The organism is Pontibacter rufus, assembly GCF_015694705.1.
Taxonomy (GTDB): domain Bacteria; phylum Bacteroidota; class Bacteroidia; order Cytophagales; family Hymenobacteraceae; genus Pontibacter; species Pontibacter rufus.
In genome coordinates this window covers 123600-147120 of record NZ_JADQDR010000014.1, presented here as the reverse complement: position 1 = coordinate 147120, position 23521 = coordinate 123600, and the positions used below count along the sequence as shown (strand labels likewise).

Annotated in this window: 17 protein-coding genes; 9 read left to right on the top strand and 8 right to left on the bottom strand. The window is 49.8% G+C overall.

What is annotated here, in order from left to right; genetic code table 11:
• Nucleotides 1-265: 265 nt before the first annotated feature.
• From I2I11_RS19745 to I2I11_RS19735, 3 genes are all read left to right on the top strand, one after another.
• Nucleotides 266-805 carry a VanZ family protein gene (locus I2I11_RS19745; RefSeq protein WP_196269473.1) on the top strand — a complete coding sequence of 180 codons (540 nt, stop codon included), beginning with the start codon at nucleotides 266-268 and terminating at the stop codon, nucleotides 803-805.
• A gap of 647 nt (nucleotides 806-1452) precedes the next feature.
• Nucleotides 1453-2730: a cation:proton antiporter gene (locus tag I2I11_RS19740; RefSeq protein ID WP_196269472.1), complete on the top strand. Its 1278-nt coding sequence runs from the start codon at nucleotides 1453-1455 to the stop codon at nucleotides 2728-2730.
• A gap of 180 nt (nucleotides 2731-2910) precedes the next feature.
• Entirely contained in the window at nucleotides 2911-4287 is a 1377-nt protein-coding gene (locus I2I11_RS19735) for an FAD-dependent oxidoreductase (RefSeq protein WP_196269471.1), read from the top strand.
• 24 nt (nucleotides 4288-4311) lie between these two features.
• Here the strand turns inward: I2I11_RS19735 and I2I11_RS19730 are convergent, their stop codons facing one another.
• The 4 genes from I2I11_RS19730 to asnS all read right to left on the bottom strand — a co-directional run bounded on the left by I2I11_RS19730 (nucleotide 4312) and on the right by asnS (nucleotide 11141).
• Entirely contained in the window at nucleotides 4312-6825 is a 2514-nt protein-coding gene (locus I2I11_RS19730) for a TonB-dependent receptor plug domain-containing protein (RefSeq protein ID WP_196269470.1), read from the bottom strand.
• Nucleotides 6826-7108: 283 nt separating this feature from the next.
• A complete protein-coding gene (locus I2I11_RS19725) occupies nucleotides 7109-8665 on the bottom strand; it encodes a hypothetical protein (RefSeq protein ID WP_196269469.1) in 1557 nt (518 codons plus the stop codon).
• 327 nt (nucleotides 8666-8992) lie between these two features.
• The gene (locus tag I2I11_RS19720; protein ID WP_196269468.1) at nucleotides 8993-9574 is read right to left on the bottom strand and encodes a porin family protein; all 582 of its coding nucleotides are present in this window, start codon (nucleotides 9572-9574) and stop codon (nucleotides 8993-8995) included.
• Nucleotides 9575-9701: 127 nt separating this feature from the next.
• Nucleotides 9702-11141, bottom strand: a complete 1440-nt coding sequence (asnS, locus tag I2I11_RS19715) for an asparagine--tRNA ligase (RefSeq protein ID WP_196269467.1) — start codon at nucleotides 11139-11141, stop codon at nucleotides 9702-9704.
• Nucleotides 11142-11460: 319 nt separating this feature from the next.
• On the opposite strand from asnS, the gene rpoN reads away from it, so the two are divergent.
• From rpoN to I2I11_RS19685, 6 genes are all read left to right on the top strand, one after another.
• A complete protein-coding gene (gene rpoN, locus I2I11_RS19710) occupies nucleotides 11461-12903 on the top strand; it encodes an RNA polymerase factor sigma-54 (RefSeq protein WP_196269466.1) in 1443 nt (480 codons plus the stop codon).
• Between the two features lie 185 nt (nucleotides 12904-13088).
• Complete coding sequence (gene yiaK / locus I2I11_RS19705) at nucleotides 13089-14072, top strand: 3-dehydro-L-gulonate 2-dehydrogenase (protein WP_196269465.1); 984 nt, start codon at nucleotides 13089-13091, stop codon at nucleotides 14070-14072.
• Between the two features lie 243 nt (nucleotides 14073-14315).
• Nucleotides 14316-14939, top strand: a complete 624-nt coding sequence (locus I2I11_RS19700; RefSeq protein WP_370583022.1) for a hypothetical protein — start codon at nucleotides 14316-14318, stop codon at nucleotides 14937-14939.
• A 63-nt stretch (nucleotides 14940-15002) separates the two neighbouring features.
• Nucleotides 15003-15785: an enoyl-CoA hydratase-related protein gene (locus I2I11_RS19695; RefSeq protein WP_196269464.1), complete on the top strand. Its 783-nt coding sequence runs from the start codon at nucleotides 15003-15005 to the stop codon at nucleotides 15783-15785.
• A gap of 314 nt (nucleotides 15786-16099) precedes the next feature.
• Entirely contained in the window at nucleotides 16100-16681 is a 582-nt protein-coding gene (locus I2I11_RS19690) for a DUF4142 domain-containing protein (protein ID WP_196269463.1), read from the top strand.
• Between the two features lie 94 nt (nucleotides 16682-16775).
• Complete coding sequence (locus I2I11_RS19685; RefSeq protein ID WP_196269462.1) at nucleotides 16776-17345, top strand: DUF4142 domain-containing protein; 570 nt, start codon at nucleotides 16776-16778, stop codon at nucleotides 17343-17345.
• A gap of 251 nt (nucleotides 17346-17596) precedes the next feature.
• On the opposite strand, the gene uvrA is transcribed toward I2I11_RS19685, so the two are convergent.
• From uvrA to I2I11_RS19665, 4 genes are all read right to left on the bottom strand, one after another.
• Nucleotides 17597-20500: an excinuclease ABC subunit UvrA gene (gene uvrA, locus I2I11_RS19680; RefSeq protein WP_196269461.1), complete on the bottom strand. Its 2904-nt coding sequence runs from the start codon at nucleotides 20498-20500 to the stop codon at nucleotides 17597-17599.
• A 191-nt stretch (nucleotides 20501-20691) separates the two neighbouring features.
• Nucleotides 20692-21063 carry a DUF202 domain-containing protein gene (locus tag I2I11_RS19675; RefSeq protein WP_196269460.1) on the bottom strand — a complete coding sequence of 124 codons (372 nt, stop codon included), beginning with the start codon at nucleotides 21061-21063 and terminating at the stop codon, nucleotides 20692-20694.
• A 176-nt stretch (nucleotides 21064-21239) separates the two neighbouring features.
• Complete coding sequence (locus I2I11_RS19670; RefSeq protein ID WP_196269459.1) at nucleotides 21240-22103, bottom strand: LOG family protein; 864 nt, start codon at nucleotides 22101-22103, stop codon at nucleotides 21240-21242.
• 107 nt (nucleotides 22104-22210) lie between these two features.
• The gene (locus I2I11_RS19665; RefSeq protein ID WP_196269458.1) at nucleotides 22211-23458 is read right to left on the bottom strand and encodes an ABC transporter permease; all 1248 of its coding nucleotides are present in this window, start codon (nucleotides 23456-23458) and stop codon (nucleotides 22211-22213) included.
• Nucleotides 23459-23521 lie beyond the last annotated feature (63 nt).

The window sequence follows — 23521 nt, the reverse complement described above, 5'->3', positions numbered from 1 at the left end:
ATTGCCTTTATCTCCTTCCTGCTAAATAGATTAAAGCCCTCTAAAGCAAGAAATTGAAAAATTTCAAAACATACTCTAAAAGAAATTAAAAAATCCATCAGCTAACTAAAGCTTAAAACTAAAGCTGCCCTGCGGGCGGCAACGCTTTTAAGCTTTAGTTAGCTGTTGAAGAACCAAGCGATAACTTAGTGTTTTTAAGTATACGAAATATCAAGAGCCGGCAGTTGTCTATACAAAATCTTCAATAGCATGAATTTGCAAGAGAATGGAGCAACAATCGAAAAGTAATCATGTAACAAACAGGCTGACGATAGGATTATTTATAATTTATTTGATTGTATTGTTCTGGATTTTAGTACTTAAGTTAGGAGTGCAATTTTCTTATATGGGAAACAGGAGCGTAAACTTAATTCCGTTTAGTGAACCTTTGATCTTAAATGGGAAAATTGATGTTGGTGAAATCATTTTAAATGTAGTGGTTTTTGTACCGCTAGGTATATATGCAGGAATTCTATTTAAGAGATGGACTCTTGGAAAAAAGCTTTTCTTCTTTTTCTTAACTAGTTTAATAGTTGAAGCGCTTCAATTTATTTTAGCCGTTGGTGCTTTTGATGTTACAGATATAATTACTAACACTTTAGGTGGAATAGCTGGATTTATGATATTTAAAGCTATTGAAAGAGTATTCAACAATAGTGTTAAGGCACAAAAATTCATAAACATAACCGCAGCACTAGGAACGGCTTTAATGATTTTATTTTTATTTCTATTAAAAATGGACATGCTACCCATAAGGTATCAATAATTATAAACTTCAGGTATTGCAAATAATGTTTCCTGTGGAAATAAGACGAGCGCACAACAGCAGTTTTGCAAAAGTTGGGTAAACGGAATAATTCTAAACAACTTTGTTGCAACAGAGTATCTCAAACTAATCTTTGGTTCCAGGTATGCCGCCTTCATGCAGCCGCTTTATAAGCCATAGGCATCCCCTGGCAGCAGAAGGTGTTGAGTATTTTACATTTTAGCTTTACCTCTGCTTTCTGGGTTTCTATTTTTCTGTCCTTCATATTAGCCGTAAAAGCATTTGCCTTTGAGTATATTGGACACTACAGCAGCAGTGTCTTGACTACTGCTCGTGAGCTCCACACAGGCAATCTCCTGGGTATCTACCTCTCAGGATCATAAAACAGCTTAAATTCATTCTGTCAGATACTTATGAGCCGGCTTTCTGCAAATTATAGACAAGGTTAATTCAGAGAAGTCCGCGGGAAAGGTGCCTGGCGCATTATGTATAATAAGCCGGAAAGCTTATCAGACCAATGGCAGTACATAAACCAGGGTGCACCTGCCCTGAGTATAGGGTAGATTTATACTTGCTGAAAGATTTATACGTACTAACGCCTCATTGTTGAGGTATTAATACGTATAGCTTTTCACCATAATTTACCTATGTCAGAATATATTGTAGTATTAACATTGGTGGGGCTGGCAGCCCTTTCGATGGCTTGGGTGCCGGCGCTGCTGAAGCGCACCATTATTTCTTACCCGACTCTGTATCTGCTGCTGGGCATTGGTATTTACCTGCTGCCCTTCGAACTGCCGCGCCCGGACCCCCTGTGGCAGGAGGATTATGTGGTGCACCTCACGGAACTAAGCGTTATTATTTCGCTGATGGGCACCGGCCTGAAAATACGGCGCAAGATAACTTTCCGGAACTGGCGGGTGCCGCTCCGGCTGGTGAGTGTTACCATGTTGCTGTGTATTGCGGGCGTGGCGCTGCTGGGCTGGGGCGTGCTGGGCATGGCCCCGGCGGCGGCTATACTGCTGGGGGCAGTGCTGGCCCCTACCGACCCGGTGCTGGCCGAGCAGGTACAGGTGGGGCCGCCCAACGAGGAGGAGGAAGACGATGTCCGCTTTTCGCTCACCGCAGAAGCCGGACTGAATGATGGCATGGCTTTCCCGTTTACGTGGCTGGCGGTGGTAATTGCTATTGCCGCAGAGGCCACAGATGGCTCCTGGATCAGGGACTGGCTGCTGCGGGATTTATTATACCGTATTGTAGCTGGCGTTAGCATCGGCTTTCTGGTAGGCCGCGGCCTGGCATACCTGATTTTTATACTACCCAAGAAAACAAACTTCCCAAGAGCGCAGGAGGGGTTTCTGGCTTTGTCGGCTACGCTGGTGGCCTATGGTGTAACAGAGATGGCGCATGGGTATGGTTTCATTGCGGTGTTTATCGCGGCCATTACCATGAGCAGCTTTGAGCCGGAGCATGAGTATCATACCGAAATGCACGACTTTGTAAACCAGGTAGAGCATATCCTCATGGTAACCCTGCTGATGGTGTTTGGCGGCAGCATTGTATTTGGCCTGCTCAACTTCCTGACGTGGCAGGGCGCAGTGGTTGGGCTGCTGTTGCTATTCGTTATCCGGCCGCTGGCAGGTATGATTGGCATGTGGGGCACAGGGGTGTCGGTGCGGGAAAAATGGGCTATCAGCTTTTTCGGGATTCGCGGCATCGGCTCTTTCTTTTATCTGTCGTTTGCGCTGGCCAGAGTCAGCTTTGCGGAAGCCGATCAGTTGTGGTCGGTAGTTGGTTTTATCGTGCTGGTATCAATTGTGCTGCACGGGCTCACTGCTTCCAAAGCCATGACCTACCTTGATGACCGCCGCGAACGCATGGAAAAAAAGCTGCACAAGCAGGAGGAAAGTGTTCGGGAAGTATAAGGTTGTATGGTTGAATTATTGGAGTATGAGCATAGCGCACACCGCATGATCTCACTGCTCTGCCTGCGCTATACCGCGCATCAACCTGCCTTTGCGGAACGTACAGGTATAATGCGTTTGCCAAAGCACGCCGGAAACCTGTAACTTTGCGCCAACATAGGCGCGAGCCCTTCAGAAACTATGACTGAAAGAAAGAACACCGCCATTATCGGGGCCGGCTTGGTCGGGTCGCTGTTGAGCCTGTATCTGGCCCGGCGCGGACACAAAGTAGACCTTTACGAGCGCCGCCCCGATTTGCGCAAAGCCACTACAGAGGAGGGCCGCTCTATAAACCTGGCTCTAAGCGATCGTGGCTGGCGTGCCCTGCAGGGCATAGGTATAGCGGAAGAAGTGCGTAAAGTAGCCATACCCATGCACGGGCGCATGATGCACGACGAGCAGGGCAAACTCACCTTTCAGCCATATGGCAAAGAGGGGCAGTCTATCTACTCCGTATCCAGGGGGGGGTTAAATGTGGCGCTGATGAACATTTCGGAGCATAACCCGGATATCACCTACCATTTTAACCGGCAGGCGCTGGATGTAAATCTAAGTACCAACAAGGTGCAGTTGCGGAACAACGAGTCTGGCGAAACAGAAACCATACAGCCGGATGTGCTTTTCGGCGCCGATGGAGCTTTTTCGGTGGTGCGGGGCGCCATGCAGAAAACAGAGCGCTTCAATTACAGCCAGTCTTACCTGGAGTATGGCTACAAAGAACTCACCATACCTGCGGCACCTGGCGGCTGGGCTATCGAGAAGCATGCGTTGCACATCTGGCCGCGCGGCAACTACATGATGATTGCCCTGCCCAACATTGACGGCAGCTTTACGTGTACGCTGTTTTTCCCTTATGAAGGCGAGCGCTCTTTTGCGGCAATCAGGAACGAGGAAGACCTGCTGCAATTCTTTGCTGAGGCTTTTCCGGATGCCGCACCGCTGATGCCGGATCTGGCGCAGGAATATTTTGATAACCCGACCGGATCGCTGGTAACTATAAAATGCTTTCCGTGGAGCTATGGGGGCAAGTCGCTGCTGCTGGGTGATGCCAGCCATGCCATAACACCTTTTTACGGACAGGGTATGAATGCCGGGTTTGAGGATATCGTGGTATTGGATCAGCTGCTGGAAGGCTTTGAAGGCGGGGATTGGGAAGCCCTGTTCGACAGGTTTGAACGCAGCCGCAAACCCGATGCCGATGCCATTGCTGATCTGGCCGTGATGAATTTCATCGAAATGCGCGACAAAGTAGCCGATCCGCGGTTTCTGCTGCGCAAGCAGGTCGAATCCAGAATATCTGCCCAGTATCCTGATATATGGGTGCCTCTTTACTCCATGGTTACCTTTACTGATCTGCCATACGCTTATGCACTGGAAGCCGGCCTGCAGCAAGATCAGATCATGAATAAAGTAATGCGTTACATCAAGCGTATAGCTGATTACGATACACCTCAGGTGCAGCAAGTGCTGGAAAGGCAACTGGTGCAGAAAGAAAAGCTGAAGAAGTATGAAAAGTAGGAAGCGCGTGTAAAGGATTAAGGCCTAGTTGCTCATTTCTCTAGGCTCGGTGCCAATTGCTTTTGTTTCGGTGCCAATTAATCCTGTGTTAGTAATACCTTCTGCCACAACACGCATGGCATCCACATTGTCAGCATTATAAAAAGTGACGGTTGCTTTGCCATTTGCATCTGTTATTACTTCAGGGCTCCAGAAAAGAGTAGAGCGCATGTCAGGTAACGCATGCGCTTCTTTCTTTACATTATATTTTGGGGCATAAAACTCTCTTGCTTTATAGTAGCCGGCCAACGAGGTAGTGACAAATCCCGGCTCCTGTTGGCTGCCATAATTGCCAGGGCCACGTCTTGTGTAAATGGCAATCACGCCGTTGCTGCCACGGGCACCATAAACAGCCGCAGCAGGTCCTTTCAGAACATCAATGGTTTCTACTATAGCGGGGTTGATAGATGAAATCATGTCCAGTTCTACTTCCACTCCATCAAACAGGAATAATGGTGTTCCACCACCTCTGATAGAAACAGCCATCTCAGGGCCGGTTCCAAATACTTGTACACCGGCGACCCTTCCCTGGAGGGGCTGTAGAATATTCTGATAAGAGGAGGCGCTTCCTCCCAAATCATCCATTTTTATTGTGTTGTCCGGTGTGCCATACATCTTTATAATGCCAGGTCCAACATCTTCCTCTTCCTTCCCTTCTACAACTACCTCTTTCAATAGGTGCTCGCCTTTGCTGATAGCGTAGGCTTCATCTGTTCTTTTCTTCTTTTCTGCCCGGTCCAGATAGGCTGCTATAAAAGGAGGCCTTTCGCCCGTAAGTTTATCTGGCCTTGCTGGTAAAGGAGGAGAAACGTGCTTGTCCAGCACGATGGAGACATGCTTGCTGCCTTTTTCATTCCGGGCCTGTACAATCAGGTTTACCTTGCCATAAAAATCAAACTGATCTGCAAAGAACCTTCCTTTTTCGTCTGTTTTTGTCTGTATCCACACCGGATCTTTGCCTGCTAGGTAAAGAAGTATATCACTGTTAGGCCATGGCTTGTTTCCGGAAAGGTGGTTTACCTGGCCGCTGACCGACAAACTTTGTTCCATGCCATAGTTGATCTTTGGAAACTTGCCGGCGAGTATCTCTTCCCATACAAATCTTCTCCAGCCCTGGGTTAACATTAGGTTGTCGAGCGCCTGTAAGGTTGATATTTTCTGGTCTTTAAAATAATAGCCCGGCTGTTCAACAGTGCCTTGCAGATCTGACGACAGGAGCAAATAGGTATACAGGTTTCTGGCGTAAGCTTTGTGCTGTACGGCAGCCTCTGTTACGGCTAAAGATAAGTTGGCTACAGCGGGGTTGCCTTTCTGATCGGTTGCTGTTATATCTAGCTGTACCAACTCTCTTGGCTTATAGCTAGTCTTATTGCTTTTTATGGATAGGTTTAATTTATCCTGCTGGTTGCTGATGAATACCAGGCGCTCGCACAAGGGCTCTCCGGTAGCAGCATCAAAGAGGTTCAGCTGTGCTATTCCAGCAGGGAATTTTTCTTTGGGAATACTTATGATGGACGACGTACCGGTTAGGCTTGCTTTTGAAGCATAGCAGATTACACCCCGCGATTGCCCGATAAATACTACTTCTTTATCAGCAGCATTATCTGCTATATTTTGCACAATACTGACGTACATCATATCCTGAGGGAAATTGTTGACCTGCATTATAATGCCTCTCTCCTGCACCTGGGGAAAAGAAAACTTCTGCGGCTGGTTGTCAGTGCCGGCTTTAACGCGGACGGTATAGTTGGTGCCATATGCTGGAGTGAACATAAAACTGCCCATACCCAAATGAGAGCTTTTAAACGCAGCAATTTCTTTTCCTGCTTCATCTACTACGTTGCCTGTTATGTCTATTCCTTTCCCAAGTCCATCAATAGCCTTAAAAGCTATCTTGCTTTTAATTCCTGCTATCAGGCTACCGCTCTCCGGGAAGAACTGAACATCCAGAGCAGGAGAAGCATTACCTTCTGCTGCTCTGGATGTATTTTTGCGTGTTGTTCCTTTAGCTGCAAGTAGGTCCTCAGATGTGTTTTTCCAGATAGGGATGTCTTGTTTAAAGAAATAATCATCCGAGAAGTTGCGCATCCAGTTGGTGTAAGCCCGTACGCTGTAGGTGCCTTCCTGCAGCGAATCGGCAATAGAAAAATCGCCGGCAGCAAATCCATTCTTTACCTTTAAGGTGTGCTTCTGAACGATTTCTCCATCTGGCGAAACAAGCTCTACATACACATTCTTGCTGGTTGAATCAGGTGTAAGCGAAGTGCCGTTTACAAGATAGGCCTTGTACCACATGTCTTCACCAATGCCATAATAAGGTTTGTCGAGGTGCAGGTAGAGCTTTTCTTGCAGGTAATTTTGATTGAAGAATTTAAAATGAGTGACAATCTTTTGGATAAGATTGTCATCCTGATTCTTAAACGCACCTAAAGCGAAGAGTATAAACAGCCCAAGTATAGCCAAAAGGTGTCTAAGCCTTTTCTTCTTACTGTTTTCCATAGGTATAAGCGGGTTAATAGAGCGTAATATAACAAATATTTTGTATTTTATAAAGAAACTACTATGGAAGGTAATCAGAGGCTGGCAAATAAATCGTACCCAACTATAGCGTTTATTTTTAAATACCTGTGCTTTCTACAAGCCTGACTAAGTGAACTTAAAAGTGCCTGCTTACCAGTGGGGAAGAGTAAATAAAACTGATGGGGCAGTAATAAAGTGATCCGGAAACAAAAAGCCCTGCCGGCTAAACCGGCAGGGCTTCTGTATCTATGCCTGGTGCGCCTTATTGCTGGTCAGGCAGTGAAGGCTCCTGGTTTTGCGCAAACTCCACAATCCGGAAAGTCCGGGATTTGCGGTCGTAGTAGCCATAGTGCAGTTTGTTGCCGTAGCGGTAAACCATCTGGTACTCCGGTTCCGGCTTCAGCTCGTCCTCATACTGCTCTATCTTTTCCTGCAATACCACGGGCTCTTCTTTGCTTTCTACCTTGGCCAGGGTGTTGCTGTCCAGGATAGCGCGGAAGTAAGTGCTGGTGCCCGGGCCGGTGGGTATGTTGCCAGCCTGACCGTATGGGTCATAAAAGAACCTGCTGTAGTAGGGCGAGTTGAGGTAGTAACTGGGGATGTTGTATGCTGGCGTCCAGCGGCCCGGTATTACCACCAAACCACGCGATGAGCGGTAGTAGCGATCAGGGGTGCGTACCATGCGGCTATAATTTTCCCCCGTACGCTCAGAGGGCGCCTCATACGAACCGATAGTCAGCTGAATGGTACTGTCGCCGAAGTTGTCTACGGTGATGGCAGGCACACCGCTGGCCAGGTTTTTCATTATCTTCGACGTTTTCTCGATTACATCGTTGCCTGAGGAGAAAAGCCCTTTGCTACCCGAATGCTGGTGCACCGGCGTTGATTTAATGCCGATTTCCTCATCACTGGTATACGTATAGGATTTAACCGGATCAAGAGACTTAAAGTCGTAAGCCGTAAGGTCGAGCTGGTCACGTTCCAGGTGTAGCCTGAACAGCGTATTGTCGTACAGGAAAGAGTTAAAGCTTGGCCCTTTTTTCTGTTCTATTTCGGGCAGGGTGCGGTAGTTTGTCTCTCCGGTATTCCAATCCAGCGTCAGGATTTCGGTAGTAGCTTTGTTGCCTTTCCCTTTCAGGGCATACCCGTCAAAAATCATGTATATTTTATCGTCCTGCGTATAAATCTTGCTGCGGTGGTGGCCGGTAAACACGGTGCGCTCCAGGTCGGGATGCACGTAAATCATGTTCACCAGGCGTCCGTAGCGGTCGCGGGTGTCCGGCATTTCCGGCTTAAAGACCTTCATCTCCAGGTGCGCCATGTCGTCTTCGGCATCGCGGTACAGGTATAGATTATCTTTCCTGTCGGTGTAGAGCATGTAAAAGTGATTGTCGTTGCCGAAACCGCCTACAAACTCTTCGCCCCGTTTTATATCGAGCTGCTGATCCTGCAGGCTTCGGAAAGCGCCTGTTGCGCGGTTAATGGCAAAAGGGCGCACATACTCGCGGCGGCCATTGGTATAGCGGCTGTAAAAAACAAACTCATCATCTGTTACGCGCGTGCCGAGCACCTGCGGATCATTTGAAAAACGGTATGGAATCTCGTGTTGGGCAATTTGCTGGCCACTTGGGGAGAGCAGGCTGAAATGCAGCTTGCCATTCTGGAAGAAGTAAATGCATACGTTGCCGTCGTCGTCAGCTACCGTTACCAGATCTTCGGGATTACGCAGCGGCAACTCAACATTTGCAAACTCTTTCTGGGCGCTGGCCATGGTGGCAAACAGGCCTAAGAAGAGCAGGGTTAAAATTGATTTACGCATAAGTTAAAGGCTTGAAATGTATACCTTTACAACGTGCAAATATTTGGCCAAAGTATAACTTTGGTGGTGTCGGAGCTATTTAAAGCAAAGTATAATTTATGTAGAAAATAAGTATATAATGTTTGGATTATATACTTATGATGCAATTACCAACAAAAATCCCTTGGCTATTTTTTGGCCGGCGTCTTTGAAGTATAGGCCTATGATAGCGCAAGTATTCAGCGCAGCGCCCCTGTACTTAATCCTAACAGCAAGTCTTCATACTTGCGTAAATTGTCTGAAGGAGCGTAAGTATAGTAAGTATAAATGCATTTTTTGTTAGCAGGACTACTTTCTGCTGATACAAACGCCTATAGCTATCTGGAATACCTGGTTCTTGGCAGAACCCTTGTTAGAGGTGAAGCCGGATAAACCAACATGATGGCGTGCGCTGACAGTAAATTTACCTTCATCACCTATAGTCAATCCGTAGGCAAACCCATAGTCCTGTCCTTTACCTGTATATTGAGCCGGATAGCTATCTGTTTCAACCTTACTGGAAAGCAGATAACCTGCATAGGGCCCTGCCTGGAGGCTAAATGCAGGTGCCGGGAAAAACTTCAGCATCACAGGCACCACGACATAGTGCATAAATAAATGGCTATGCTCGAAGGTAGCACCCTGAAGCGAGTATTGGATCTCTGGCTGAATGCCGAAACGCTCTGACTGCATGTATAAAGTATAAAAGCCTCCATGTGCCCCTATAAATGTAGAGGCATTGTTCAGGTTACGAATCTTGGAAAAGTTGATGCCGCCCTTTATACCTGTATAATTCCTGTGGGAGGCAGTAGGAGTGGGTGGTTGTTGCCGGGCCACGGCAGCAGGAGCTATTAGAGTTAAAGCCAGTAGCAAAGTATAAAAATTTCTCATAACAGGGTTGATAAATAAATATATCTAAATATAGCGGCAGTTTTATGTAATAACCCAATAACACCCACAAAAACGCCCGGCCAAAAGTATAGCCGGGCGTTTGATGTATAAGTATAAACCAGTTCTCTTAAAACTCCGCGTTCTGCGGCGTTCTCGGGAAAGGAATCACGTCGCGGATGTTGCCCATGCCGGTTACGAACTGTACCATGCGCTCGAAACCCAACCCAAAACCTGCGTGCGGGCAACCCCCGAAGCGGCGGGTATCCAGGTACCACCACATGTCTTCTTCGTGTATGCCGACGCCTTTCATGCGCTCTACCAGTATGTCCAGGCGCTCCTCGCGCTGCGAACCGCCTACAATTTCGCCGATGCCGGGTGCCAGGATGTCCATGGCGGCGACAGTTTTATTGTCATCGTTCACGCGCATATAAAACGCTTTGATGTCCTTCGGATAGTCGGTTACAATTACCGGCTTCTTAAAATGTTTCTCCACCAGGTAGCGCTCGTGCTCGCTGTGCAAATCCGAGCCCCAGCTCACGTCGTACTGGAACTTCTTTTTCTTGTAAGCCGGTGAGTTTACAAGTATGTCTATGGCCTGGGTATAGGTAATCCGCTCGAAACTATTATTTGCCACAAACTCCAGCTTTTCCAGCAGCGTCATTTCCTGGCGCTCGTTTTGCGGTTTGGCCTTATCTTCTTCTGCTAATCGCTGGCCCAGGAACTCAATGTCGTCGCGGTTGTTTTCCAGCGCGTGACGGATAATGTATTTGATAAATTCCTCGGCCAGATCGGCGTTCATCTGCAAATCGTAGAAAGCCATTTCGGGCTCAATCATCCAAAACTCGGCCAAGTGGCGCGTGGTGTTGGAGTTTTCGGCCCGGAAAGTTGGTCCGAATGTATAAATATCGCTGAAAGCCATGGCTGCCAATTCGCCTTCCAACTGTCCCGAGACGGTGAGGTTGGTGGCTTTGCCAAAGAAATCTTCCGCAAAGTTGATAGCGCCTTCTTCAGTACGCGGCAGCTTGTCCAGATCCAGCGTCGTTACGCGGAACATTTCGCCGGCGCCCTCTGCATCCGAAGCGGTGATGATGGGCGTGTGCATGTATACGAAGCCTTTCTCGTTGAAAAATTTATGCACAGCAAAGGCCAGCGCGTTGCGCACACGAAACACCGCGCCAAAGGTGTTGGTGCGGAAGCGCAGGTGCGCAATCTCGCGCAGAAACTCCAGCGAGTGCGCTTTCTTCTGCAGCGGGTATACTTCCGGATCAGCTTTGCCCAGCACTTCTATATGGGTGGCCTGCACCTCGTAGGCCTGTCCTTTGCCCTGCGAGGCCACTAACTGGCCGGTCACGGCAACGGCGGCGCCGGTAGTTACGTCCTTTAGCGCCTCTTCGCTGAACTTATCGGCCTCGGCTACTACCTGCAGGTTGTGTATGGTGGAGCCGTCGTTTACGGCGATAAAGTTTACATACTTGTTGCCGCGCTTGGTGCGCACCCAGCCCTTAAGCAATACGTCGTGGCCAGCTTCGGCCCCTTCTAATAGTTCTTTGATTTTTATGCGTTGCATGAGTATGTTGTTATTGCCTGTAATTCCTGAGGGTACAGATTTCTGAATTTTAATGCGGATTACGTATCAGGACACGCGCATCACAGCTTTCCAAGTATAAGCAATCAGGCATTATAAACCATATACTTTAAACACTTCGTGATGAAGTATGGATTAGTCCTGTGCCTGGATAGATGATACGTATGCCGTGATACGCGATACTTGTATCGCCTCAAATATCCCTCAAAGTAACGATATTTTAACCTTTTTTGTAAATGCAAGTAAAATTATCCTAAATTTGGAATTGCCGCAAACGGCACCAACACCCGTATAAACACTTATGCAGCGACTCGATTTAAGACAGCTTTTATCCCAGAAGTTATCGCCGCAGCAGATACAATTTATCAAGCTGCTCCAGATACCTACGGCCGAGCTGGAGATGCGCATTAAAGAAGAAATGGAAATAAATCCGGCGCTGGAAGAAGGCGGCGACGAGCCTGCCGAGGAGTACAGCGAAGCGGAGGACTATGACAGCGACGACGATTACGGCAAGGACGAGGATGTAGATATCAACGATTACCTGAACGACGATGAGATAAGCGGCTACAAAATGCAGGGCGACCGCGGCGGCGATGAGGAAGACCGCGAGATGCCCATCGCCATGACCTCTTCCCTGACCGATGCGCTGCTGGACCAATTAGGCTTCCTGGACCTGGATGACAAGCAGTATAACATCGGCATGCAGCTTATCGGCAGCATCGACAGCGACGGCTATATTCGCCGCGATCTGAGCGCCATTGCCAACGACCTGGCTTTTTCGCAGAACATCGAAACCACCGAGGAGGAAATTGAGCAGGTGCTGCACCTGGTTCAGACCTTTGATCCTGCCGGAATTGCCGCCCGCGATCTGCCGGAATGCCTCTTGCTGCAACTGCACCGCCGCGAGCAGGACCCGATAACGATTCTGGCCGAGCGCATCATCGAGGAGGCGTTTGATGAATTTACCAAAAAGCATTACCAGAAAATACAGTCGAAGTTTAACATTTCGGAAGATGAACTGAAAAAAGCCGTAGATGTCATTATCCGGCTCAATCCAAAGCCGGGCGGCGCAGGTGCGGGAACAACGCGCATCCAGTACATCATCCCGGATTTTATACTTACCAACGACAACGGCGAACTGCGGCTGTCGCTCAACTCCCGCAATGCCCCAGACCTGCGCATCAGCCGCTCTTATGCCGACATGTTTGATGCCTATGATAAATCAGACAAAAAAGACAAGAAGCTGAAGGAAACGGTAACGTTTGTAAAGCAGAAGCTCGATGCGGCCAAGTGGTTTATAGACGCCATCCGCCAGCGCCAGAACACGCTGCTGCGCACCATGGAGGCTATCATTAAATACCAGCACGACTTTTTTCTGGAGGGCGATGAAAGCGAACTGCGGCCCATGATCCTCAAGGATATTGCCGAGGAAGTGGGAATGGATATCAGCACCATAAGCCGCGTGGCCAACAGCAAGGCCGTACAAACAGAATTTGGTATTTACCCGCTTAAGTACTTCTTCTCAGAAGGCATTGCCACCGACTCCGGCGAGGACGCCAGCAGCCGCGAGGTAAAACATATCCTGAAAGAGATTATCGACAAGGAAAGCAAGCGCAAGCCGCTCTCTGACGAGAAAATTGAAAAAATCCTGAATGAGAAAGGCTACAACATTGCCCGCCGCACCGTGGCCAAGTACAGGGAGCAACTCAATATTCCGGTGGCAAGGCTGCGAAAGGAACTGTAATTTTGTTCTCAGTAGCTATATTCCGGCCTCTGGCACAAGCGGACGCTTGCGCCAGGGGAGTTGTAATCTCTCCGGGAGTAACTGATGCTGGTGTGCATAATCCTTAAAGCTGTTGCAGCACTTCTTCTATACTTTCAGGGAGGAGATTTGCGTGAATTATCGGTTGTATACTAATCTGAGCAAAAATGAGAGTATCATTCGGGAAGCTGAAATCGCAACTGAAAAGCATACTGCTGAAACACGGCTTTGGGGAGGAGCGGGCGGAACTATGCGCCAGGATATTTGCCGAGAACAGCAGGGATGGCGTGTACTCACACGGGCTTAACCGCTTTCCGGTATTTGTGCAGCTGGTAAAAGAAGGGGCAGTTGCTATACATGCAACCCCTGCAAGTATAAGCCGCCACGGCGTTGTAGAACACTGGGACGGGCACAATGCACCCGGCATGTATACGGCAACGCTTGCCATGCAACGCGCCATCGCACTAGCCAAAGAAAACGGCATGGGGTGCGTGGCCGTTAAAAACACGAACCACTGGATGCGCGGCGGCACCTATGGCTGGCAGGCTGCCGATGCCGGCTGTATTGGCATCTGCGCCACCAACTCTATTGCCAACATGCCGCCCTATGGTGGTACGGAGCCACGGCTGGGAAATAACCCCCTGGTGATTGCGGTCCCGCGCAAAGAGGGCCACCTGGTGCTGGATATGGCTATGTCGCAGTTTTCTTATGGTAAGTTGCAGGAATACGAGCTGAAAGGGGAAATGCTGCCAGTGGCAGGAGGCTATGACGAAAACGGGGTATTAACAAAAGATCCGGCAAAGGTCAGGGCAACAGGCCGGGTGCTTCCTGTTGGTTTTTGGAAAGGTTCGGGCCTGTCGCTGATGCTGGATGTACTGGTAAGCGCATTGAGTGGCGGGCGCTCTGTGGCGGAGATTACGGCAACAGGCACCGAAGCGGGTGTTTCTCAGTTTTTCCTGTGCCTTGATGCCGGCACGCTGGATGAATCTGTTAGCGAAGATATCATAGCGTACGCCAAGAGCAGTATTGTGCTTGAGGAGGGCGCGCAGGTACTGTATCCGGGAGAAAGAACCCTTAGCACCCGCCACCGCAACGAAGCAGAAGGCATACCGGTTAACGAGGCGATTTGGCAGCAGGTGCTGGCGCTGTAGGCACTTGCGTGTTGCCGGAATTGGCGATAATATAACTAGGTGACGAGTGCAGGTGCAGGTTTATTCTCCTGCGGATGTTATCACCGATAAGCCATACTTAGGCGACAGCATACAACAAGGAGAGCAGAATCGGGGTATGAGATGATATCATGAAGTATAAATTCCGTAAGTATAGCTAAAAGCATACATGTTCGCTTCTAACTATTTAACTTTCCAACCCTTTAACGCTCAAACTGACCTCAAGTGAATCGTTCCCTGGCGCAGGTGCTGTCAGTAGTGTTTCATCCGCTGCTGCTGCCGACCTATCTTTTTGGCTTTATCCTTTTTTACATGCCTGCGCCGATGCTCTCGCTAACGATGATGGGCCGCTGGATAATGCTGGGCATGTTGTTTTTCACCACTTTCGTTATACCCGGGCTGGGCGCTTATACCATGGTGCGCACCGGCCAGCTCGATTCTGTAGAGATGGACCGGCGGGAGCAGCGGGGGCTGCCACTGCTGTTTACAGGGGTTTGCTACGGCCTTACAGCTTACCTGCTGCACCGCGAGTCCGATTTCGATTCTATCTTTTACTTTGTGATGGTAATTATGGCAGCCACCGTGTTTTACACGTATGCGGTTTCGCTTTTCTGGAAGATAAGCGCCCATGGTGTGGGCATGGGCGGCGGCCTGGGGCTGCTGCTTATCCTGAACAGGCTGGCGCCGGAAGCCATGATGATGGCACCCATTGCCGTGCTGCTGCTGTCGGCGGGAGCGGTACTTTCGGCACGTCTGTCGCTGCACAAGCACTCGCCCGCGCAGGTGTACACTGGTTTTGCCAGCGGTTTGCTGCTGGCGCTTATGGCTGCTTTTGTAATGGGGTTGTAGCGCCCTGCTTGCCAGACACCAAGCTTTTATTACCTTTGATAAGTATAACCAACTCCGCTGCCCATGTCTTACGAATGCCTGCTATACGATGTACAGGATGGTGTTGCCACCATCACTCTCAACAGACCGGATGTATTCAACGCCTTTAACGACCAGCAAAGCTACGATCTGCAGGATGCCCTGAAACAGGTGTCGCGCGACAGCAGCGTGCGGGTGGTGGTGCTGACAGGCGCCGGAAAAGCGTTCTGTTCGGGCCAGGATTTAAAAGCAATTGCCGGTGCCAGTAAGCGCGATTTGTCGGAGTCGCTGGAGAAACGTTACAATCCTATTATCCGGGCCATGCGCAACCTGCCGAAACCAATTATCTGCAGGCTGAATGGCGTAGCGGCCGGCGCCGGCTGCTCGCTGGCTTTGGCCTGTGATATGATCATAGCTTCATCGGCAGCAAGTATGATTGAGGTTTTTGTGAATATAGGCCTGGTGCTGGACTCGGGCTCGTCGTTTTTTCTGCCGCGCGTGGTTGGGTCTTTAAAAGCCTTTGAACTAAGCACATTAGGGTCCAAAGTATCAGCAGAAGAGGCGCTGCAACTGGGCCTCGTTAACAAAGTAGTGGCACCGGAGGCACTGGATGCTGCCGTGGCTGAGTTGGCTGCCCGGTATGCGGTCGCCCCCACCAAAGCCATTGGCCTGATGAAAAAGATGCTCAATAAATCCTTTAGTTCCACCCTGGACGAAATGCTGGACTATGAAGCGCACTGCCAGAAAATTGCCGGCAACTCTGACGACTACAAAGAAGGCACAGCAGCCTTTAATGAGAAGCGCAAGCCTCAGTTTAAAGGCGTCTGAGGAAGAACGTCGGAAGCTGGTTATACTTCTTATACACTGCACATCAGGGAAGAGCAGCAGGCCATATACCTTGCCACAATAAGCATACTTATTGAGCCGTGCCGTATGGTAATTTATGGTAAGAATGCCAAAAAGAAACAGGTATGGCAACATGCGTGAGGGCGGGTATATTTTTGATTTTGTGCCAGAAAATGATGCTGTTGCATGTTAAGAACAGGTCCTGCATGCGTTATTGCCGTTCAGAGAACTCCTTTGCGTATAGGGCGTATACAAAGTCAGTTTAAACAGATTTTGAACCAGACAAAACACAAGCTATGAAAAAATTTGCATCCACAGGGTTAATGCTGGCCGCAATGCTGTTCGGCGCTGTATCCTGTAACCAGAAAGAGGGCGCCGTAGAGGAAGCCCAGGAAACCAACGAGCAGAAGTTTGAAGACACTGCTGTAGAAGAGACCAAAGACGACGTATCGGAGTTTATGACCAAGGCTGCCAGTGGCGGTATGATGGAAGTGCAACTGGGCCAGCTGGCACAGGAAAATGCCGCCTCCCAGGAGGTAAAGGATTTTGGTAAAATGATGGTAGATGATCATACCAAAGCCAATGAAGAGCTAAAGGCGCTTGCTGCCCAGAAAAATATCACCTTGCCTGACAGCATGGGGCAGGAGCAAATGGATCACGTACAGGAGTTACAGGGCAAAACCGGTGCAGAATTCGATCAGGCTTATATGTCGCTGATGGTAGAGGATCACCAGGAAGACATTGACTTGTTCAAGGAAGCCGCGCAAGACCTGGAAGATCCGGACGTAAAGGCTTTCGCTTCTAAAACAGTACCTGTCCTGCAGCACCACCTGGAGCGCGCGCAGGCGGTAAACGATGTGGTAGATAATAACCAATAACCGGGCAGTTAATAAAAAATTATCTGCTTTTAGTTAAAAAGCACCTGCAGGGCCAGTACTTGCAGGTGCTTTATACTTTCTTTACCTTACACCTATGAAAATACATATACTTATCGGCCTCATGGCAGCAGGCGGGTTGCTGACCAGCTGTAAGCCAGACGACAGCATCGCGCAGGCCAAAGAGCAGAGCATCCAACAGTTTGAAGAGGCTGGCATCAGCAATATGGAAAACGATGCTTTGTTTGCTGCCGAAGCTGCCAGCGCCAACCTGCTGCAGATTGAACTCGGCCGGGCTGCCATGGAGAAAGCAGTGAGTCCGGAGGTAAAACAACTCGCAGAGCAACTGGCAAACGACCATCGGCAGATGCAGGATGACCTGGAAACGCTGGCCAGCCAGACGCACCTGGTGCTGCCGGATGCCCTGGGTGACGCACACCGGGAGATATATGAAGAGATAACTACTAAGTCTGGTATAGGCTTTGACCTGGCTTATATCAGCACCATGGAGGAGCAGCACGAAGATATGGTGCGGCGCTACGAAGACATGGCCGAGAACGGCGTCAGCATGGAAGTAAAACAATATGCCTCCAAACAACTGCCATTGCTGCGGCAGCACCTCGAGAAAGCCTCCGCACTGGAAGACCTGGTAAACGAAGCCAGCTAAGTATAAGCCGGAAAGCTTGGCGGATATGCCGTTAAGTATAAAATAGCCGCTGCTATCCTATAGCAGCGGCTATTTTTATATTTCTACATTTTGCCAGGCCGTCTTGTTGCATATTCCGGCATAAGGCGCGCGGAGTTCCAGTCCTGTATAGGAGTCAAATCCAGTCGAACCTCATGCATCTCCGAAGACCTCGCGGCTTGCGTACCTGCCCCGAAGCATTTCGGGGGCTCCCGCGAGCGTCTGTGTGGAAGCTACTTTTCTTCGCCGTTTTCGCGGTAGTGGCTGGTGGCAAGCTCTTCCTTCAGGAACCTGGAAGTATACCCTTTGCCGGATGCGGCCACTTTTTCCGGCGTGCCCTGCGCCACAATCGTACCGCCCGCATCGCCGCCTTCCGGGCCGATGTCGATGATATAATCCGCCACCTTAATGATGTCGAGGTTGTGTTCGATGATGAGGACAGTATTGCCTTTGTCGGTAAGCTTGTGCAGCACGTCTGTCAGGTGCTCGATGTCCTGGAAGTGAAGGCCGGTGGTAGGCTCATCCAGGATATACAGCGTCTGGCCTGTGTCTTTCTTCGACAGCTCCGTTGCCAGTTTTACGCGCTGCGCTTCGCCTCCCGATAAAGTGGTGGCCTGCTGGCCCAGCGTGATGTAACCGAGTCCCACTTCGTTCAGCGTCTGTATGCGGCGCAGGATGCGGGGCTGGTTCTCGAAAAATGCCACAGCGTTTTCCACCGTCATGTCCAATACATCCGTGATGCTTTTGCCTTTGTAGCGCACTTCCAGCGTTTCGCGGTTGTAGCGCTTGCCTTTGCATACTTCGCAGGGCACGTATACATCCGGCAGAAAGTTCATCTCAATCGTACGCATGCCCGCGCCTTCGCAAGCCTCGCAGCGGCCCCCCTTTACGTTAAAAGAGAAGCGGCCGGGCGAATAGCCCCTAATCTTGGCCTCCGGCAACTGCGCAAATAAGGTGCGGATATCGGTGAACACGCCGGTATAAGTGGCAGGGTTCGAGCGAGGCGTGCGGCCAATCGGCGACTGATCTACCTCAATTACTTTATCAACTTTATCCAGCCCTTCGATGCTCTTGTAAGGCAAAGGCTCGCGTTTGGCCCGGAAAAAATGCGTGTTCAGGATAGGGTACAGCGTGTCGTGGATAAGCGACGACTTGCCGCTGCCCGATACACCCGTTACACAAATCATCTGGCCAAGCGGCAGCTTCAGGGTTACGTTTTTCAGGTTGTGGCCTGTGGCTCCAATCAGTTTCAGAAACTCGCCGTTGCCGGGGCGTTTTACACGCGGTACAGCTATGCCCCGGCGGTTACTCAGGAAGTTGGCGGTAGTGGTGCCTGCCTGCAGCATTTCTTCGGGCGTCCCGGCTGTAACTACCTGGCCGCCGTGGATGCCGGCGCCCGGCCCGATATCCACCACGTAATCCGACTGAAGGATCATATCCTTGTCGTGCTCCACTACAATAATAGAATTGCCCAAATCACGCAGGTCTTTGAGGGCATTGATGAGGCGCTCGTTGTCGCGCTGGTGCAGGCCTATACTTGGCTCATCCATGATGTATAAAACACCCACCAGCTGCGTGCCGATCTGCGTCGCCAGCCGGATGCGCTGGCTCTCGCCGCCTGACAGCGTACGCACCGGACGGTGCAGGCTCAGATAATCCAGGCCCACATCCAGCAAAAAGCCAATGCGTTTCCGTATTTCCTTCAGCAACTCACGTGCAATTACATTCTGGCGCTCATTCAGCCTGTCTTCCAGCCCTTCAAACCAGGCAGCCAGTTTGTTGATGTCCAGCACCGACAGTTCGCCGATGTTTTTGTTATCTATCTTAAAGTGCAGCGATTCTTTGCGGAGGCGGTAGCCGTGGCATTCGGGGCAGGTAGTGGTCTGAGAGAAGTCTTCTACCCAGGCGCGGATATTATCTGAATCGGACTCCATCTGGTTTTTCAGGAAGTTGATGATTCCCTCAAACTCCACGATGTACTCGCCTTTTTTCGTTTTTACTTCCAGGGCTTCCTCCAAACCATACAGCAATACTTTCAGCAGGTCTGCCGGCAGGTCCTGGATAGGCGTGGAAACGGAGGCTTTAAAATGCTTGAACAGCGCTTCGATCTGCTTAAAAATCCAGATGTCGCGGTACTCGCCCAGCGCCGCAATGCCGCCGCGGCGTATGCTCAGTGTTTTGTCCGGAATAACGGATTCCTCCGTAATCTCTTGGATCTCACCCAAGCCATTGCAGGTAGGGCAGGCCCCGTAAGGAGAGTTGAAGGAGAAGCTGTTCGGAGCCGGATCATCGTATGCAATGCCGGTAGCCGGATCCATGAGGTGGCGCGAGAAGAAGTGCGTTTTACCGGCATCTGCATCAAGTATAAGCACCGTGCCTTTGCCATGCGTCAGCGCGTTCTGGATGGAACCTGACAGGCGGAAGCGATCATCTTCCTTCACCACAATCTTATCGATCACAATTTCGATGTCGTGGATTTTATACCTGTCCACCTGCATTTTTGGTGTGATCTCGAGCAACTCGCCATCGATGCGGGCACGTATAAAGCCCATCTTACGGATTTGCTCAAACAGCTCACGGTAATGCCCTTTGCGGCCTTTCACCACAGGTGCCAGCACGATAATGCGTTTGTCGCTGAAGTGCTCCAGGATGTGGCTTACAATCTGGTCGTCGCTCTGGCGCACCATTTTTTCGCCGGTTACATAGCTGAAGGCCTCGGCCGTGCGTGCCCACAGCAGGCGCATAAAGTCGTAGATCTCGGTGATGGTGCCCACGGTAGAGCGCGGGTTGCGGCTGGTGGTTTTCTGCTCAATAGATATTACCGGCGACAGTCCTTCGATTTTGTCTACATCGGGGCGCTCCAGCCCGCCCATAAAAGAACGGGCGTAGGCCGAAAATGTCTCCATGTAGCGGCGCTGCCCTTCGGCATAAATGGTATCGAAGGCCAGCGACGACTTGCCCGAACCGCTGATGCCCGTAAATACCACCAGCTTGTAGCGCGGTAGTTTGATAGATATATTCTTCAGATTGTGTTCGCGGGCGCCGTATACTTCAATCTGCTGCGCATCGCTGTTTATGCCTGGCGCAGCAGCAGTTGTGGTGTTCGTAACAGTTTCTTGCTCTTGGTTAAAAGCCATGCAGGATGGGTTGATTTTAAATGGCAAAGGTACAAAATTGCCAGCGTTCTGCGTCGCAAAATGCCGATCCTTCTTAACAAGAAAAGGAGGCAATTGGTTTAGCTACGGTAGCTTTAATGTACATGTAATAAAACAGGAGGTTAAAGGAAGTATGGAATGTTAAAAGCAAAGCTGTACGGAAGTCTCTGCTGCTACCTGTTTGACTCCACTTTTTCCTGTGCCGCCACCTCGGCATGTACCGGGCTGGTAGGCGTATAGGTCTGGCAATGCTTATCGATATGTTTCTTTTCTTTCATAAAGCGGCGATATCCCATAAAGCCAATGGCCAGGCCAACAGGTATAAACAAAGCGCCCATCGTCTGGTATAAAGGGTCTACGAAAAATTTCATAAAGGAAAGCCCGGCCAGCACCAGCGCCATAGCTGTGCGCGAATAGGCCAGCAGCGTACGCTCATTTGCCAGCCTGGTGCGTTCCATCGCCAGCGTGTCGCGTATCTCCATGTTCTGCTTTTCCTGTATCTTCAGGTCTTGCTTTATCTCTTTTTTAGCCTGTTTATCGATCATGGTGGTTGTCGCTTTAGGCTAAAGTATACGGACAGGTTTAGTGCAAGGTATGGTGCTACTTGCGTTTTAAAGGCTCATTTCGGGAAAGACAAAGTATAAAAGTATAAACAACAAAAGCAGGTCTCGCCAGAAACCTGCTTTTGCTTAAGTATAAATCTGCAAGTATAAACTGCCTGTTAGAAGTTCGGCGACAGCAGGTACTTGCTGTAGAAATCATCGATGATCTTGACGGCCTCAGTCGCGTCGTCCACAATATGCACCAGGTCCAGATCCTCGGGGCTGATGTTGTTTTCGGTATTCAGCATCACGTCCTCAATCCAATGGAACAGCCCTTCCCAGTAGGAGCGGCCCACCAGCACAATCGGGAAAGCGCCAATTTTCTTCGTTTGGATCAGGGTGATGGCTTCAAACAGTTCGTCCAGCGTGCCAAAGCCACCCGGCATCCCGATAAAGCCCTGCGAGTACTTCACAAACATTACTTTGCGCACAAAGAAGTAATCGAAATTGATGAGCTTGTCAGAGTCGATGTAGATGTTGTTGAACTGCTCAAAGGGCAGCTGGATGTTGAGGCCTACGGATTTGCCGCCTTCCGAATGCGCGCCTTTGTTGCCCGCTTCCATAATGCCGGGTCCTCCGCCCGTAATGACGCCATAGCCGTGGCGCACCAGCTTGGCGGCAATCTCCTCGGCCATCATAAAATACTTGTTGTCGGGTTTGGTGCGGGCCGATCCGAAGATAGACACACAGGGGCCGATTTTGGCCAGTTTCTCAAAACCATCCACAAATTCGGCCATCACCCGGAAAATCTGCCAGGAGTCGGCAATCTTAATCTCATTCCAGTCTTTGTCTACAAAGGCCTGGCGTATTCTTCTGTCTTCGTCAGAGGCCGGTGCAGCCGTAGACTGGCCAGTTTCGCGCAGGTCGGTAATAGATTTGGCTTTATGCTTATTTACGTCAGGCTGAATGATGGTCTGGCCACTTCCTGTATTTACGGTTTCGGTGTGTAGCTTTGTTTTGCTTGTTTTTCTAAGCTTTGTCATAATTGTTGTTCGTCATCTTCTTCAGGAGGCAGAAACCTCCGGTGCGCCGGCACAGGCACACGTGGTTGTATTTATTAAATGTAAGGCGGATGTTGGATATAGTGGTTTTATTTGGAGCGTATGGCAATAACCGGATCTAAGTTAGACGCCAGCACAGCCGGAATAATTCCGGAAAGCATTCCTATCATGGCCGATACGCCGAAGCCCAGCAGGATGTTGCTAAGCGAAAGCATCACCTTCATCATGTCCTGCGGGATAAGCGTGAGCAGGAATACCAGCAAAATGCCGATGCCGCCGCCCAGCACGCTCAAAAACACGGATTCAAAGAGAAACTGGAAAAGTATAAAATAGTTTTTGGCGCCAAGCGATTTCTGAATACCAATAATATTGGTGCGCTCCTTTACAGATACAAACATAATATTGGCGATGCCAAAGCCGCCCACCAGCAGCGCCAGGCCGCCGATAAACCAGCCGGCAAGGCCTATTACATCAAAAAAGCTGCCTACCGCCTGTGTCGCCATTTCGGGCCTGTTCATGGCAAAGTTGTCCTCATCGCGGGGGCGGATACCCCGTATGTTGCGCATCAGGCCCCGCGTTTCGTATTCCAGTTCCAGCAAACCCTGGTCTTCCTCACGGCCTTTTACCATAATTGTGGAGCCGATACCATTAGGGCCTGTATCATACATCTTGCTGAACATGCCATAGGGTATAACGCCCACTTTATCGAAGTCAGCCATATTAAAAATGTTCTCGCCCTGTTTTTCCAGCACACCGATTACGCGGAACTTCTGGCCAGACACTTTGACCTCCTGCCCGATAGGGGTGCCGAAAGGAAATAGTGTAGTAGCAATTTCGGCACCGATGATAATGACATTGCGGGCAGCATCCATTTCCTGCGGCGCAAAGTAGCGGCCCTGCGCAATAGGCAGTTCGGTTACTTTGTTATAGTCGTAGCTTACGCCCAGCAGGGCGGCATCGGAGTAGCTGTTGTTACGGTATTTAAAAGTATTCCCATCTCTGCTCGACATAATGGCCACACCCGCATCATTGGTCAGGTTGCGCTCCAGTTGCTGGAACTCGCGCGCGGTTGGTTCGGGGCGCTGAAAATATTTCCACCACTCAAAGTTACCGCCAAAAATCCATGGCCATTTTTGTACATAAATTACCTTTTCGCCCATAAAGCTCATGCTGTCGCGCACGTTGCGCTCCAGCGAGTCCACGAGTGTAAAAACCGAGATAATGGCGAAAATACCAATGGTAACGCCTAGCAGCGAAAGTATCGTGCGGAAGACGTTGGACCGGAGCGCCTGCCAGGCAAACCGGAAACTTTCTGCTATCAGTCGCAGGTATATCATAGTTTTGTGTCTTTCAGGTTAAGCAGGCCGTCAAAGTAATTTTGTTAAAAGTAAGAATAATTC